The organism is Mucilaginibacter sp. cycad4 (genome assembly GCF_034263275.1).
In the GTDB taxonomy this organism is placed as follows: Bacteria; Bacteroidota; Bacteroidia; order Sphingobacteriales; family Sphingobacteriaceae; genus Mucilaginibacter.
In genome coordinates this window covers 3,723,436-3,738,006 of record NZ_CP139559.1, presented here as the reverse complement: position 1 = coordinate 3,738,006, position 14,571 = coordinate 3,723,436, and the positions used below count along the sequence as shown (strand labels likewise).

Annotated in this window: 14 protein-coding genes; 7 read left to right on the top strand and 7 right to left on the bottom strand. The window is 43.4% G+C overall.

The genetic code is table 11. From position 1 onward, the window contains the following. Window positions 1-88: 88 nt before the first annotated feature. Both SNE26_RS15125 and SNE26_RS15120 read left to right on the top strand, forming a co-directional pair. Window positions 89-568 carry a DUF1203 domain-containing protein gene (locus SNE26_RS15125; protein ID WP_321554772.1) on the top strand — a complete coding sequence of 160 codons (480 nt, stop codon included), beginning with the start codon at window positions 89-91 and terminating at the stop codon, window positions 566-568. 96 nt (window positions 569-664) lie between these two features. Continuing rightward, window positions 665-1,342 (top strand): lipid-binding SYLF domain-containing protein, encoded by a 678-nt coding sequence (locus SNE26_RS15120; protein WP_321554771.1) that lies wholly within the window; start codon window positions 665-667, stop codon window positions 1,340-1,342. A gap of 54 nt (window positions 1,343-1,396) precedes the next feature. Here SNE26_RS15120 and SNE26_RS15115 read toward each other — a convergent pair whose 3' ends face one another. The 4 genes from SNE26_RS15115 to SNE26_RS15100 form a co-directional block, all read right to left on the bottom strand. Continuing rightward, complete coding sequence (locus SNE26_RS15115; RefSeq protein ID WP_321554770.1) at window positions 1,397-1,735, bottom strand: hypothetical protein; 339 nt, start codon at window positions 1,733-1,735, stop codon at window positions 1,397-1,399. A gap of 7 nt (window positions 1,736-1,742) precedes the next feature. Then, the gene (locus SNE26_RS15110) at window positions 1,743-4,178 is read right to left on the bottom strand and encodes a penicillin acylase family protein (protein WP_321554769.1); all 2,436 of its coding nucleotides are present in this window, start codon (window positions 4,176-4,178) and stop codon (window positions 1,743-1,745) included. A gap of 33 nt (window positions 4,179-4,211) precedes the next feature. Then, the gene (locus tag SNE26_RS15105) at window positions 4,212-4,784 is read right to left on the bottom strand and encodes a thermonuclease family protein (RefSeq protein ID WP_321554768.1); all 573 of its coding nucleotides are present in this window, start codon (window positions 4,782-4,784) and stop codon (window positions 4,212-4,214) included. A gap of 129 nt (window positions 4,785-4,913) precedes the next feature. Continuing rightward, window positions 4,914-5,264 (bottom strand): VOC family protein, encoded by a 351-nt coding sequence (locus SNE26_RS15100; protein WP_321554767.1) that lies wholly within the window; start codon window positions 5,262-5,264, stop codon window positions 4,914-4,916. A 229-nt stretch (window positions 5,265-5,493) separates the two neighbouring features. Between SNE26_RS15100 and SNE26_RS15095 the strand changes: the two genes are divergently transcribed. Next, window positions 5,494-5,754 carry a (2Fe-2S) ferredoxin domain-containing protein gene (locus SNE26_RS15095; RefSeq protein WP_321554766.1) on the top strand — a complete coding sequence of 87 codons (261 nt, stop codon included), beginning with the start codon at window positions 5,494-5,496 and terminating at the stop codon, window positions 5,752-5,754. Window positions 5,755-5,798: 44 nt separating this feature from the next. Here the strand turns inward: SNE26_RS15095 and SNE26_RS15090 are convergent, their stop codons facing one another. The 3 genes from SNE26_RS15090 to SNE26_RS15080 form a co-directional block, all read right to left on the bottom strand. Further along, entirely contained in the window at window positions 5,799-6,233 is a 435-nt protein-coding gene (locus tag SNE26_RS15090) for a DUF4304 domain-containing protein (RefSeq protein WP_321554765.1), read from the bottom strand. A 95-nt stretch (window positions 6,234-6,328) separates the two neighbouring features. Further along, window positions 6,329-6,859 carry a ferritin gene (locus SNE26_RS15085; protein ID WP_321554764.1) on the bottom strand — a complete coding sequence of 177 codons (531 nt, stop codon included), beginning with the start codon at window positions 6,857-6,859 and terminating at the stop codon, window positions 6,329-6,331. A gap of 131 nt (window positions 6,860-6,990) precedes the next feature. Continuing rightward, the gene (locus SNE26_RS15080) at window positions 6,991-7,350 is read right to left on the bottom strand and encodes a hypothetical protein (RefSeq protein ID WP_321554763.1); all 360 of its coding nucleotides are present in this window, start codon (window positions 7,348-7,350) and stop codon (window positions 6,991-6,993) included. A gap of 358 nt (window positions 7,351-7,708) precedes the next feature. On the opposite strand from SNE26_RS15080, the gene SNE26_RS15075 reads away from it, so the two are divergent. The 4 genes from SNE26_RS15075 (at window position 7,709) to SNE26_RS15060 (ending at window position 14,507) form a co-directional block, all read left to right on the top strand. Beyond that, the gene (locus tag SNE26_RS15075) at window positions 7,709-9,571 is read left to right on the top strand and encodes a glycoside hydrolase family 13 protein (RefSeq protein WP_321554762.1); all 1,863 of its coding nucleotides are present in this window, start codon (window positions 7,709-7,711) and stop codon (window positions 9,569-9,571) included. Between the two features lie 44 nt (window positions 9,572-9,615). After that, window positions 9,616-10,266, top strand: a complete 651-nt coding sequence (gene pgmB / locus SNE26_RS15070; RefSeq protein WP_321554761.1) for a beta-phosphoglucomutase — start codon at window positions 9,616-9,618, stop codon at window positions 10,264-10,266. A gap of 117 nt (window positions 10,267-10,383) precedes the next feature. Then, window positions 10,384-12,693, top strand: coding sequence for a glycoside hydrolase family 65 protein (locus SNE26_RS15065; RefSeq protein WP_321554760.1), 2,310 nt, complete (start codon window positions 10,384-10,386; stop codon window positions 12,691-12,693). A gap of 95 nt (window positions 12,694-12,788) precedes the next feature. Further along, window positions 12,789-14,507, top strand: a complete 1,719-nt coding sequence (locus SNE26_RS15060) for an alpha-amylase family glycosyl hydrolase (RefSeq protein WP_321554759.1) — start codon at window positions 12,789-12,791, stop codon at window positions 14,505-14,507. Window positions 14,508-14,571 lie beyond the last annotated feature (64 nt).

Here is a 14,571-nt window from a genome sequence, read left to right as displayed (position 1 = left end):
TCAGGTTCATTCGGATAAACTCCGCAAGTTTCGGATTGAAATGCTTTGCTTATCGCCTGAACTTTGATCTATCTAAAAAAAAATAATCATGAACACATTTAAAATTGTACCGCTATCAAAATCATTCGCCAAAAAAATAAGGACAACCATGACTGACGATTTTGGAGGTGAAGTGGTTGAACAACTGGCTACCGGACTTGGGCCATGCCGGGTTTCGCTTAAACCGTTTAAACGTAATGTTGATAAACGCCTGTTGCTAAAGCATTCGCCTTTTGAAATTGAAAATGCCTATAACCAGCCAGGGCCGATTTTTATTCATGCTGAAGATGTGGAGGAGTATAGTGATATTTATCGTTTCCCGCCAGAGATTAAGGCTAATAAAAAAAGTTTCCCGCTATCGCTTATAGGTTACAGTAAGGCTCAGCAAATGATTTTAAGCCGGCTTGTTGGCGATGCAGATGTTGATGAACTGATCAGCGAAATATTTGCCGAAAATGATAACATTGAATATTTGCATGCCAGAAATGCCCAGGCATGTTGTTTTATATGCAAAATTGAGCGTGTTTGACTTTCCTATTACATAAAATTAAAAAACAAGTACGTGTTTTGGCGGTTAGTTAAGTATTGAAATATATATAATTAATAATATTAATCATCCATCCCCATGAAAACATTAAAATTCTTGAGACTCCCGGTTTTGTTAGGTCTCTTTTTTGTAATGATATCGGCAAAACCGGCCGATGACAGCAAGCAGACAGAGCGCATCCATAATTCGTCAAATGTGTTGAAAGAGTTTGCCAAGATGAAAGAAAGCATCCCGCATCAGCTGCTGGAAGAATATGAAGGCATTGTTATCATCCCCAAACTGATTAATGCCGGTTTTGGTATTGGCGGTAAACGCGGCAAAGGCGTGGCCATGGTGAAACTGGGTAATGGCAAATGGAGTGATCCGGTGTTTGTTACCTTAACAGGCGGTAGCTTTGGCTTGCAAATCGGCGTACAATCTGTCGACCTGGTGCTTGTGTTCCGCCATAAAGGTGTGTTAACCAAAGTTAAAAATGGTGATTTTACTATTGGTGGTGATATTTCTGCCGCAGCCGGCCCTGTTGGCCGCAGTTCAACCGCAAGTACCGATTATAAGTTGCAGGCCGAGGTTTATTCATACTCACGCAGCCGGGGTTTGTTTGCCGGGATAACCATCAATGGTTCAAACCTGGGCATCGATAAAGATTCAAATGCTGCTTATTATGGAGCCAAAGCCACCTCGCAGGATATTTTTGCGCAATCAAGCAGCAATACCGAAGCGGTTAAAACATTAAAGGAAACATTGGCCGCGTTTTAAAACAAATGCGCTGATAACAAAAATGCCCGGGTTAAAATTCCGGGCATTTTTGTTTTAATGCTTTTGAAAGGCCCGTTTGAGCAACAGCCCGGAAAGTGCCGCCATGCCGCCAACCAAACCTCCTAAAATGCCTGTTACAGCTAATATGTAACCCCAGCCCGGCAGGTGGAATAAATGGGCTATCCTTGTGGCCATGATATGGTCATTAGGTATGCTTTTAAAGAGTGCCAGCACCGTCCACACAATCAAAACAGCAATAAAGGCTTGCCAAAAGGAACTTCTTGCTGTAGTGCCAATAATAAGGGCCGTTAAAAAAGATATAATGGCAACTATCCACCAGGGTAAAAAATATCCGCTGGCAAATGAAAGTATAAGTATAATGAGGAATAACATAGTGCTATTATTTACCGGTTAATGTATAAGTTGATTTAATGCGGGTTGACTGTTCATTTGCCGATTGCATGAAAAGCAGTTCTTTTAACTGTCCCTCATTCCAGGTTTTGAACATATCATTATAGAAGAAACTGCCGGGATTGCCTGATTCGCCACCGGGGAAAATACCGTAACCTTTTACTTTTGGCCCCATTTGCACCACCATACGCCATGACGGGCCATGCCCGTCGTGAAGGGCATTAACTGTTGATGCCGTGCCACCCGATTCAAAATTGCCCGAACCAAAAGCCGGCTGGCGCGATAGGCTGGCTATCTCCATTTTTTTAAATTTACCCCATTGCCAGTTTGATCCGGGTTTACCACATCTGTCGGTAATCTCCTTTACCGCAGCTGCAAAAGCTTTATTAACGATATCTGCAGCAGTTTCCTTTGCCGGTGTGCGGACGTCATCAAACCATTTGGACGCGGGCTCTTTAAGCAGCAGTTTTTCTGTACGATCTACTGAAGGAAAGTTCTTCTGCAGGGTCTTATCTGCAAAATCATCCCCCCACACAGCATTGTACAATTGCGTCCACCAATTGGCAAATACAGTAGCGCCTATTGAATTGGGCGCGAAATTTTTATCCCACATATTGATTTGATCATAAGCGCTAAGTTGTGCAGCATTAAGTTTGGTTGGGTCGATATATTTAAGCAGGGTTGGTAAAATGTCCTGTGCCCGGATACTGTATACATCAGTTTGGAGGATACGCATACTATCAACGGTGGCCTTGGTCATAGCGGAAAGTCTGTCGTTAATACGTTTACCGCGTTCATATGGCGCAAATGACCAGTTGATATAATAGGGATAAGACGGGTCTGTTGATGATTGATTAGCCGAGCTTACAAACCCACGAGCAGGATTTTTAATGGTGGGATCCTGCCCGAATGGTACCCAGCCATGCCAGTCGTCGGCAGGGTCGGTTCCATCTAAAATAAATTTCCCCTGGCCTTTGTATTTAAGCGGGTATTTACCGTTTGGCGTTATGGCGATATCGTCTTTACTGGCAAAAACAAAATTTGAAGCAGGGGCGCTGAAAAAGGTAAGCGCCTTGCGGTAATCGTCATAGTTTTTGCCTGTATTAAGCAGGTACATAGCCATCAGTTCGTTGGATGATTCGTGTGCTATCCACCTTAAAGAATGTCCAACCGGAACAAAATCAGGGCCATCGGCTTTTTGAGCATTGTTTTGATAAACAACCGGGCCATGGTGCGTATAAACTACCGTATCATAAACCGGTTTTTGACCAAGTATTTCAATTTTTTCAACACGGCGGGTGGTTTTATTCCATTTGTTATTGTACCAGTACTCATCCATTTTGGTATCCCTGAATTTTTCCTGGTACCAGTCCAGCACATCTGCATCAACATTGGTAATACCCCAGCTAATGTTATTGTTAAAACCTAAAATAACACAGGGCGCGCCCGGTAATGATACACCATAAACATTTATACCCGGCGCCGAAAGCTGTACCTGGTACCAAATAGAAGGTAGTGTAAGGTTAAGGTGCGGATCGTTGGCTAAAATAGGATACCCACTTGCTGTTTTACTGCCCGCTACCGCCCAGTTATTGCTGCCGATACCTTCAACACGGGGTTTAATATTAGCACTATCTGTCATTCCGGCTAAAAAATTAGCGGATGGTTTAGGGATGGGCAATGGTTTAAAATAATCCCATTTTGTCCCTGCGGGGATGATGGGATCTTCGTGCATAGGATAATCAGGAAAAAGATCATTTGTAGTGGCCGGGCCAAATGTGCGCAGGATATTGGTCATTGCAAATTCGTTTGAGCCGCCGGCCAATGTTTCAGACATCAGCTTAAGCAAAAAGGCGCAGTTGATAGGCTTCCAGTCTTCAGGGGCATAGTTCAGGAGTTTAAACTCTATAGGGTAGTCCCTCGGGCTCAACTGGTGAACGTAACTGTTGATGCCATCAGTATATGCCAGGATCATATTGCGCACTACCGGATCGGCCATCATTGCCTTTATTGTTTTTTCGGCTCCATAAACCATGCCCATGCGGCGGTGGTAGCGGTCAATATCCAGTACTTTAGGGCCAATAACCTCGGCCAGCCTGCCTGCTGCCTGCCGGGTTTGGATATCCATTTGCCAAAGCCGGTCGGTAGCGGTCATGTATCCCTGGGCAAAGTACAGGTCATGCTCATTCTCGGCAAAAATGTGAGGGATATGGTTTTCATCAAATTTAATGATAACCTTGCCCTGCAAGCCTTTAAGCTTAAGGTTAAGAGTGGGTAAAATGTGTTTGCTTTCGGCATTTTGCCAAAAACCATCGGCCGGGCTCAGGAATTTGCCTAATGGTGGAACGACGTTTATTTTAGTTTGCAATGCCCAGATGAGCAGTAATGTGAAAAAGATGGATATGAATGCTTTAGTAAACTTCATTGCTTGGGTGATGATGCCCCTAAAGTTAACCATTTAGGCTGCATATTCAAGTCTTGGCTTGCGCTTGTGATAATGTTTTTTAGGTTTAGTTTGAAGCGAGTCTGCTTTGGGTTGTTTCTTTTCCCTGCGAAAATCCCAGGGTGGGGTAGGGTTGGCATCCTGCCATAAACCAAGTTTGTTTTCACGCGCCTGTTGTTCAAGCACCGCCAGTTCGGTGCTTTTGGAGTAGGCTTTATATTGCCAGGCGTAACCGTTTTTTACCAGCGCATAATTTACATTAGTGCCATCGGTAAGCACCACCTGTGCAACCGTACGGCCGTAACGGTCATGCTCATTACCAATTAATTTTACCTCTTTACCAAAGCACAGATCGGAAGTGAATTTTTTAGCTGCCTGTCCAAACGCCTGCGATTTTTCAGGGCAGTCAATTTCGGCAAGCCTCACGGTAATCTGCTGATTATCGCCGGTAAGCAAACCTAAAGTATCACCATCTTTAATCTTCACAACTTTGTAAACACCCGCATTGGTTTGCTTGGTATTGTTGGGGTTACAGCCGGCAATTATAAGTAATACAAGAACGAGAAGTGCGGAGTACTTTTTAAACATGATATATTAATGTGCAGATTTTGGATGTGCAAATATGGTATCTGAACCGGGATTAAATGAAAAGCATTAAAGGATTTGACCGGCAAAAATCCCGGGAATCCGAAAAATCCCCCTCCCCAAATCACGGTTCTATTTCGCATGCAGGCTCAGCGCGTTTCCGTCGGGATCTTTAACGGTGGCAAAGCGGCCCCAGGGAGTTGTGTCAACATTGCCCACTTCAAGGCCTTTGGCTTTAAGGTCTTCTATATCTTTATCCAGGTCGTCGGTTTTAACTACGAGACCGCGTACACTACCCGCCGGCATTTCCGGGAACCAGTTTACCAGGGTGATGGAAACCGGCGAGCCGGGAAATGCCATTTGGATCCAGGTTTGTTTTTCAAAATTTGCTTCAACCAATATTTCAAAGCCAATTTTTAGGTAAAACGCTTTGGCTGCCTGCTGGTCGGTTACAGGGATCGAGATAATTTCAATTGCTTTCATATACTTAGCTTTTGCTTATAGGGCTTATAACAGGTTGGCCTAACCCGCACTGAATGTCGAATTTATCTTTTAAATATCCCACAATAAAAAAATATTTTTCACATCGGCACCGCATCGTTTTTCGATTGAACCGGATAGCTGGCGTTGTAATAAATCCCGGTTCAGATAAAATTGGAGGATTAAAGCATTAACTTTGCTATTTATTAACACAGTCTTAATAATTGCCATTATGAGCAAATTTACCATACCCGATAAAGTACTGTACGTATGCGTAGGCAGCAAATGCGGAAAGCGCGGCGGCAAGGATATGTATAAGATAGCCAAAGCTTATATTAAACACCACCACGGCCCTGAAGAATTAGAGGTTATTGAAACCGAATGTACCGACAGGTGCAAATATGCGCCGGTATGCAGTATTCAACCAGGCAATACCTGGCTAAAGGAATATCATGCAAAAGATGTTTTGAAGTTGATGGATTTGGTAAAGTAAGCCTTCCTTTAACTCTACTTGTTGTATTGTGGACTTTACACTTGTTAAGTGCTTATCCGCTGTTGGTAAGGATCGTCCTGCCACCATTTTTCAGCTTCATCCCATAAACTGACGACTTCTTTGGCCTTTGCTTTAAAAATATCGGGAGATAAAGTTTCGTCAAATAGAAACCAATAATCCTTTTGATGTTTAATACTACCAATTCGAAATCTATTAGACATATCATGAGCTGTGCATTTGGCCGGAGGGATATGTAAGCCCCATATCATTGTTACGCCATTTAAGGAACAGTTGGCAATTTCGACAACAAACCTTGAAGCGCTCATGCTAAATTGAAATGTCAACAGGTTAATCCTGTCACCGGTTATTCTCCTAAAATGAGGAAATGATCCTTTGAAACCTTCTTTACGCAAAAAAGGAATTGTAAATTCTTTAATTGCTTTATCCATTAAAAGCCGCTTTTCTTTGGCCGACATCATAGATAAATATAGATACTTGAGATTAAATAAAAAAGCTCCTCCTGTTTGTAGCAGAATGGAGCTTTTATTTCTTTTTTTATTAAAAAAAGAGGGGCTTACGCCTCACTATCATATTTTATCTGACCAACATGTTTGTCAATCTGCCATCTGCCGGTACCTTCTTCGCCGATAACTTCAAACAGCTCGAGGGCACGACGGGCTTTGTATTCTTCTTCGCGTTGTTCTTTCAGGAACCAGTTCAGGAACTCCATAGTTACAAAGTCCTGTTCTTTCATGCAGCGTGCATAAATGTTTTTGATAGAGTTGGTTACGCTGATCTCCTGGTCAAGGGCTTCTTCAAACACTTCGCGGAACGAATTATATTCCTGTTTAATGCCGGTTATCTCAGGTGATACGGCATTGCCGCCCATATCAAGGATATATTTATAAAATTTTAACTGGTGATGGCGCTCTTCTTCGGCTTGTTTGAAAAAATATTCTGACGAAAAATCATAACCGTTGCGGTTGCACCATGATGCCATGGCCAAATATGCTGATGAAGAAAATGCTTCTTTTTTAACTTGCTGATTTAAAAGTGCTTCGATATCTGATGATATCAGACTTTTTATGCGGAGTAGGTCTTTCATGATCTTAATAAATTAAATGTTATATGTCTTATCGCAGGAAATTATATGCAATAATAATGCTGTAAAAGCATATTAGTTTAATTTAAAGATAATATGAAATTAATCTAAATTGTGTTGATAATTAGTCTAAATTACAGTGAGTTACTGTACAGGCGGTCATGGATAATGTGGTTGAGTTCCAGCATTACAAAAGTGCCCTCTAAAAGCTCTTTCAGGCCGATGATCTGAGCCAGTGAAAGTACATAACAATGATCACAGGCGCAGATGAAAATGATCTCCACATCAGGATCGGTAGTGGTGTTCAACAGTTTTTGCTCAATATCGATGGCATAAACCGTTTTGCGTAATTTCAGGAAATTGCGATGATCAAACCGGGCAACTTTACCGGCGAAATCGACATACCAGCAACGCTCTGCGTCGCACTGGTAAACGGCACCTGTTTTGGTGCTGAAAACGTCGGTCCATAAAGTTAGTTCGGTGGTCGCAATCATATAACGGATGCAAATATTGGTATTATTTGTAATCAATCCAAATAAAGATAGAAAATTATTTAGTACGCGAATGATTAGCATACCGCCCACAATTTATTCGAATTGTACGAATTACGCTGTACAAGCTGATTGACTTAATTCGGGTTTAGAAATTTTAACACGAACGCTTAGCGCCTTGCGAGCAATTAAACGAATTACACAAATCATAGCATATAATTAATTCGTGTAATTCGCCTTAATTCGAAATAATTAGTGTGAATTATTTTTTTTCATACAAGCAATCAATTTTATTATAAATTTGGAACGTGGTTACGGGCTTGTCTGCAACCAAACCAATTATCCTTTTATCATTTTTTATATGAGAAAAACCTTACTATTCGCCTTATGCTGCTTGCTTGCTGCTTTAGGTGTAAAGGCACAAACGCCTGCACTTGAGCGTGTTGAGCCCATGTCCTGGTGGGTTGACATGAGCAATCCCAATCTGCAATTAGTTGTGCATGGCAACAATATTGCCACCCGTAATGTAGTGCTTGCTTACCCTGGTGTAAAGCTGAAAGCAGTGCATAAAGTTGAAAATCCGAATTATTTATTCATCGACCTGAAAATTTTTTCATCGGCTATTCCGGGAACGTTCCCGATAAAATTTAAAAAAGCCGGCGAAAAAGATCTTACTTATAGCTATACACTTAACAAACGTGACAGGTCTGCAAGCAGGGCTCAGGGTGTTACCAGCAAAGACCTGATCTATTTGATTATGCCTGACAGGTTTAGCAACGGCGATGCCGCTAACGATTCATTTGATAACCTGCGCGAGCGCGGCATTCACCGCGATTCGATGTTCAGCCGTCATGGGGGAGACCTTCAGGGGATCATGAACCATTTGGATTACCTGAAAAATTTAGGGGTGACCGCTATTTGGCTTACACCCGAAATTGAAAACGATGAACCTCACGCATCATACCACGGTTATGCCGTAACTGATTATTATAAGATCGATCCCCGCTACGGTACCAATAATCTCTACAAAAAGTTTGTTGAAAAATGCCACGGCATGGGCCTCAAGGTTATTAAAGACCTTGTTCACAACCATGCCGGTACCGAAGGCTACCTGATACAGGATATGCCGATGAAAAGCTGGGTACACCAATGGCCAACCTATACCAAGTCAAACTTCAGGGATGCGGCGGTGATGGACCCTCATGCTTCGCCAATGGACCGCAAGCTGATGCAGGACGGCTGGTTTGATCATCGCATGGCCGATCTGAACCAAAATAATGTTTACGTACAAAACTATCTTACCCAAAACCATATCTGGTGGGTGGAGTATGCCGGTATTGATGGTTTCAGACTTGATACCTACCCGTATAATGAGCCGGTGTATATGGCTAAATGGGCAAAAGATATTAAGGCCGAGTTTCCTAAACTATCCATATTTGGCGAAACGCTGGTATGGTCGGCAGCCAACCAGGCATTTTTTACGCAGGGAAATACCGTTAACCGGGACTTTGATACCCAATTGCCCGGCGTAACCGACGCCGTTTTAAAAGATGCCATTTATGAAGCTATTAATGGTAACGATGGCTGGACAGAAGGCGTTGGTCGCTTGTATTCGGTAGTAGCACAGGATTTTTTATACCAGGATGCTACCCGCAACACCATATTTATGGATAACCATGATATGAGCCGTTTGTTATCAATGGTGGGCGAAGATGTAACAAAATATAAATCGGCTATGGCCATGTTGCTTACCATGAGGGGTGTGCCACAGATGTATTATGGCGATGAAATCCTGATGAAAAACTATTCAAACCCCGATGGTTTGGTGCGTGAGGACTTTCCCGGAGGCTGGGCTGGTGATAAAGAAAACAAGTTTACCGCCGAAGGCCGCGATAAAAAAGAGAATGATGCTTTTAACTATGTGAGCAAGCTTGCCAATTACCGCAAAAACACTACAGCCCTGCAAACCGGTAAAATGATGCAGTTTGTACCTGAAAAAGGTATTTATGTTTATTTCAGGTACGATGCTCAAAAAACGGTGATGATCATGTTCAACAGCAGCGATAAGGAGCAGGAAACGGCCACTGCACGGTATTTTGAACGCATTGGCGATGCTAAAAAAGCAAAGAATGTGCTAACAGATGAGGTGATAGGCATGGATAAAGTCACTATACCGGGCAAGACAACTTTAGTGTTGGAATTAATCCCCGGTGTTACTCATTAAAATAATATCTTAGGGGACTAATTCCCTGTGTTTTACCCAAAAAAATGAATACTATAAAAGCCTGTATCTTTGACCTCGACGGTGTAATTGTTGATACCGCCGTTTATCATTATAAAGCCTGGAAAAGGCTGGCCAACTCGCTTGGTTTTGATTTTACCGAGCATCAGAACGAACAACTGAAAGGTGTAAGCCGTGTGCGTTCGTTGCAGTTAATATTAGGGTGGGGTGGCGTTACCAAAACCGAAGCTGAGCAGGAGCAGTTGGCTACTCAAAAAAACACCTGGTATATGGAAATGGTAAACCAGATGAAACCTGAAGAGATCCTGCCCGGAGCTAAAGAGTTTTTAACAACCTGCCGCGCAGTAGGCCTTAAAACTGCGCTGGGCTCGGCCAGTAAAAACTCCATGACCATATTGGAAAAAATTGGCATCACCGATATGTTTGACGCGGTAATTGATGGCAACAAAGTAAGCAAAGCCAAACCCGATCCTGAGGTGTTTTTAGCAGGTGCGCTGGCCCTGGGCGTTTTGCCCGAAGAGTGCGTGGTATTTGAAGACGCCATTGCAGGTGTTGAAGCAGCCATTGCCGGTAACATGAAAGTGGTAGGCATCGGCTCGCCGGATGTACTTACGGGGGCCAACCTGGTGATTAAAGGGTTGAATGAAATGACCCTGGATAAATTGTATAAGTTGTAAGCCGAACGGCCCCACCCAACCCTCCCCGGAAGGGAGGGCTTTGAAAACATAGTGGTAAAGTCTCCCCTTCCGGGGGAGATTTAGAGGGGGCTGGTTGATTGATTAAAAGATAATTAAATGAAAAACTATATAAAAGCTGATGAGTGGAAGATAATTGAAGAAGGCTTCGATCCTCATTACAATAAAATTTCTGAAAGTATCTTCAGCTTAGGTAACGGCCGCATGGGCCAGCGTGCCAATTTTGAGGAAGCTTACAGCGGCGATACCCTGTTAGGTAACTACGTGGCCGGGGTTTATTATCCCGATAAAACCCGTGTAGGCTGGTGGAAAAACGGTTACCCCGAATATTTTGCCAAAGTACTTAACGCCGCCAACTGGGTAGGTATTGACGTAGTGTTAGATGGCGAACAGCTTGACCTTGCCAAATGCGAAGTGCTGAACTTTCGCAGGGAGCTGAACATGAGGGAAGGTTACCTTAAGCGGGATTTTCACGCTAAAACCGCTTCGGGTAAAGAGGTTAAGGTGGAGGCAATCCGCTTTTGCAGTATGGCTGATGATGAAACGGGTGCTATTAAATACACCCTTACGCCGCTAAATTTTAGTGGGGCCATTACTTTAACGCCGTCAATTGATGGCGATGTGGTGAACAAAGATTCCAACTACGACGAAAAATTTTGGGACGAGGTAAGCAAGGCAACACAAACCGATGGCGGTTACATCGTAATGCGCACCAAAAAAACGGGCTTTGAAGTTGCTACAGGTATGCAGTTCAGTATTCTTCAAAATGGTGAAATTATTGAACTGACTACCGAAGCTATCGAAAAAGAAAAATATGTAGCTGCTAAAATTGATCTGCAGGCAAAGCAGGGCGAAAGCATTACCATCATCAAATATGCTGCTAACTTGTCATCTCAAAATTATAAGCCCGAAGAACTGGTTGATCAGTTGAACACCACGTTAGATCGTATCAGCGCCAAAGGTTTTGATACCATGCTTACCGAACAAGCTGCTGCCTGGGCCGAAAAATGGAAGCATAACGATATCATTATCGAGGGAGATGTGTCGGCTCAGCAAGCTATCCGCTTCAATATTTACCAGCTTAACCAAACTTATACCGGCGAAGATGACCGTCTGAACATCGGCCCCAAAGGCTTTACTGGTGAAAAATACGGCGGTTCAACCTATTGGGATACCGAGGCTTATTGTGTGCCTTTTTACTTGTCGACAGCACCGCAAAAGGTTACCCGGAATTTGTTGCTTTATCGTTATAAGCAATTAGGTAAAGCTATTGAAAACGCTCAGTTATTAGGCTTTAAAAACGGCGCGGCCCTGTACCCTATGGTTACCATGGATGGTACCGAATGCCATAACGAATGGGAGATCACTTTTGAAGAGATCCACCGCAACGGGGCTATCGCTTTTGCCATTTACAACTACGTGCGTTATACCGGCGATGAGGTTTACCTGGGCGATTATGGTTTGGAAGTGCTTTTGGCTATCGCTCGTTTTTGGTCGCAAAGGGTTACCTGGTCTGAAGATAGGGAGCAGTATGTAATGTTGGGTGTAACCGGGCCAAACGAGTACGAGAATAACGTAAACAATAACTGGTACACCAGTACTTTGGCTACATGGTGTATGCAATATGCTATGGCTGTTGCCGCTAAAGTAAAAGCCGCGGAGCCGGCAAAATATGCTGCATTGGTAAGCAGGATCAGTTTGGATGAGGCATTGGAGTTTAGCAGGTTTAGCCACATTGTAGATAAGATGTATTATCCTTATGATGAAAAGCGCCAGATCTTTTTACAGCAGGATGGATATCTCGATAAAGAGCAGATCCTGGTCAAAGACCTGCCTGCTTCTGAGCGGCCTATCAACCAGAAATGGAGCTGGGACAGGATCCTGCGTTCATGCTATATTAAACAGGCCGATGTATTGCAGGGAATCTACTTTTTTGAAGATCAGTATGATATAGATACTATTCGCCGCAATTTTGATTTTTATGAGCCGCGTACGGTGCATGAATCATCATTGTCGCCATGTGTGCACGCTATTTTGGCTGCCAAATTGGGCGATGAAGCCCGTGCCTACGAATTTTACCTGCGTACTGCCCGTTTAGATTTGGATGATTACAACAATGATACCGAGGATGGTTGCCATATTACCTCGATGGCGGGAACCTGGATGGCCGTTGTAGAAGGGTTCGGTGGGATGCGTGTGAGGGATGGCAAACTTTCGTTCCAGCCGTTCATTCCGGAAAAATGGTCGTCATTTTCGTTCCATATCGGTTTCCGTGGTGCGTTGCTGAACATTAAAGTGAGTAAGGAAGGTGTGCAAATCAAAAATGCATCGGATGTGGAGACTACTGTTGTAATTTATGGTAAGGAGCAGTTGGTGAAGGCCAATGATGAATTATTGGTTGAAGCGTAATGAAAAGGAATAAGGCTTTTGTCTGTTTTATTGCTGCAATAATGTTGCCGTTTATTACGTTGGCACAAGTAAAACATCACAAAAAGAAAAACAAAATGGAACAAACTGCCGATCATAAGCTCATCATATACCAGTTACTGCCGCGTTTATTTGGCAATACCCAAACACTTAATAAAACCAATGGATCCATTGAAGAAAACGGCGTTGGCAAGCTTAACGATATCAACGATAAAGCCCTGCAGGAAATCAAAAAAATGGGTTTTACTTACGTTTGGTATACCGGAGTAATTGAGCACGCCACCATGACCGATTATTCGCAATATGGTATCAAAGCCGATGATCCGGATATTGTAAAAGGCAGGGCAGGTTCGCCTTATGCCATTAAGGATTATTACGATATTGATCCCGACCTGGCGGTTGATGTTAAAAACCGCATTGGCGAGTATGAGGCACTCATCAAACGTACCCATAATAACGGCTTAAAAGTATTGATGGATCTGGTGCCAAACCATGTTGCACGTACCTATGGATCGGATGTGAAACCAGCAGGTGTGCGTGATTTTGGCGAGGATGATGATAAAGGAAAAGCTTTCAGTGCTGCCAATGATTTTTACTATATGCCCGGTCAGCCTTTTGTGGTGCCGGCGGGATATAATCCGGGTGGCGATGAATTTAAAAGCCCGCTGAAGGATGGGCATTTTGACGAAAATCCTGCCAAAGCAACCGGTAACGATGTATTCAGTGCTGCACCATCGATAAATGATTGGTTCGAGACGATGAAGCTGAACTATGGTGTTGATTATATGGATCATCGCCGGGGGCATTTCGACCCTATCCCACCACTGTGGAACAAAGTTTACGACATCCTGCATTACTGGAGCGAAAAAGGCATCGACGGTTTCCGCTGCGACATGGTGGAGATGGTGCCGATTGAATTTTGGGGTTGGGTGATCCCTAAACTGAAAGCTGAGCATCCCGGTTTGGTATTCATTGGTGAAGCGTACGACAAAGGCAAATACAGTGATTATATTTTTAAAGGCAGGTTTGATTACCTGTACGATAAAGTAGGCCTGTATGATGCTATCAAACGACTAACCCGCGGTGAGCACAACTCATCAACCTGGGAAATCAACGCCGTTTGGAACCACGATAGCAAAGGCATCGATGAGCACATGCTTCGCTTTATGGAAAACCATGACGAGCAGCGTATCGCTTCTGATGATTTTGCCGGCAATCCATGGCTGGCCGTACCAGGAATGATCGTAACAGCCACATTAAATACCGGCCCGGTAATGGTTTACTTTGGCCAGGAAGTGGGCGAGCCGGCCGTAGGTACAGAAGGCTTTAGCGGAAATGATGGCCGCACTTCCATATTTGATTACTGGGGAGTGCCCGAACATCAAAAATGGGTAAACAATCATGAATACGATGGTGCAAGACTATCTGCCGATCAGCAGAAATTACGCGGCTTTTATCATAACCTGCTAACGGCTGTACACAACAGTGAGGCGTTAAAAAAAGGTGCGTTTTATGAGCTGATGATAGCTAACGAACACCAGCCGGGTTTTGATACCCGCTTGTATATTTACGCTCGTTATACCAACGATCAGCGTATATTAGTGATAACCAATTTTAACCGGGCCGAACGAAAACTAACTGTAAAGCTGCCGGAAGACCTGTTAACAAAATTAAACCAAAGCGGCCATAAACAATTCACCGACCTGCTGAGCGGTGCTAAATTCAATACCGATGAGATTAAAAATGGTGTTGAAGTAAGCCTGCCCGCTATGAGCGGGATGTTATTGGAGTTTTAGATCAGAATTTACAGAATTAAAGAATTGACAGAATATAATTTTCCGCGCAGTAAACGAGATGGAG

Excerpts from the sequence above, each read along its gene's own strand:
- SNE26_RS15095 (WP_321554766.1), top strand. The coding sequence starts at position 5,494 with ATGAGCAAATTTACCATACCCGATAAAGTACTGTACGTATGCGTAGGC.
- SNE26_RS15065 (WP_321554760.1), top strand. The coding sequence starts at position 10,384 with ATGAAAAACTATATAAAAGCTGATGAGTGGAAGATAATTGAAGAAGGC.
- SNE26_RS15090 (WP_321554765.1), bottom strand. The coding sequence starts at position 6,233 with ATGATGTCGGCCAAAGAAAAGCGGCTTTTAATGGATAAAGCAATTAAA.
- SNE26_RS15075 (WP_321554762.1), top strand. The coding sequence starts at position 7,709 with ATGAGAAAAACCTTACTATTCGCCTTATGCTGCTTGCTTGCTGCTTTA.
- SNE26_RS15080 (WP_321554763.1), bottom strand. The coding sequence starts at position 7,350 with ATGATTGCGACCACCGAACTAACTTTATGGACCGACGTTTTCAGCACC.
- SNE26_RS15120 (WP_321554771.1), top strand. The coding sequence starts at position 665 with ATGAAAACATTAAAATTCTTGAGACTCCCGGTTTTGTTAGGTCTCTTT.
- SNE26_RS15105 (WP_321554768.1), bottom strand. The coding sequence starts at position 4,784 with ATGTTTAAAAAGTACTCCGCACTTCTCGTTCTTGTATTACTTATAATT.
- SNE26_RS15110 (WP_321554769.1), bottom strand. The coding sequence starts at position 4,178 with ATGAAGTTTACTAAAGCATTCATATCCATCTTTTTCACATTACTGCTC.
- SNE26_RS15060 (WP_321554759.1), top strand. The coding sequence starts at position 12,789 with ATGGAACAAACTGCCGATCATAAGCTCATCATATACCAGTTACTGCCG.
- SNE26_RS15100 (WP_321554767.1), bottom strand. The coding sequence starts at position 5,264 with ATGAAAGCAATTGAAATTATCTCGATCCCTGTAACCGACCAGCAGGCA.
- SNE26_RS15115 (WP_321554770.1), bottom strand. The coding sequence starts at position 1,735 with ATGTTATTCCTCATTATACTTATACTTTCATTTGCCAGCGGATATTTT.
- SNE26_RS15085 (WP_321554764.1), bottom strand. The coding sequence starts at position 6,859 with ATGAAAGACCTACTCCGCATAAAAAGTCTGATATCATCAGATATCGAA.
- SNE26_RS15125 (WP_321554772.1), top strand. The coding sequence starts at position 89 with ATGAACACATTTAAAATTGTACCGCTATCAAAATCATTCGCCAAAAAA.
- pgmB (WP_321554761.1), top strand. The coding sequence starts at position 9,616 with ATGAATACTATAAAAGCCTGTATCTTTGACCTCGACGGTGTAATTGTT.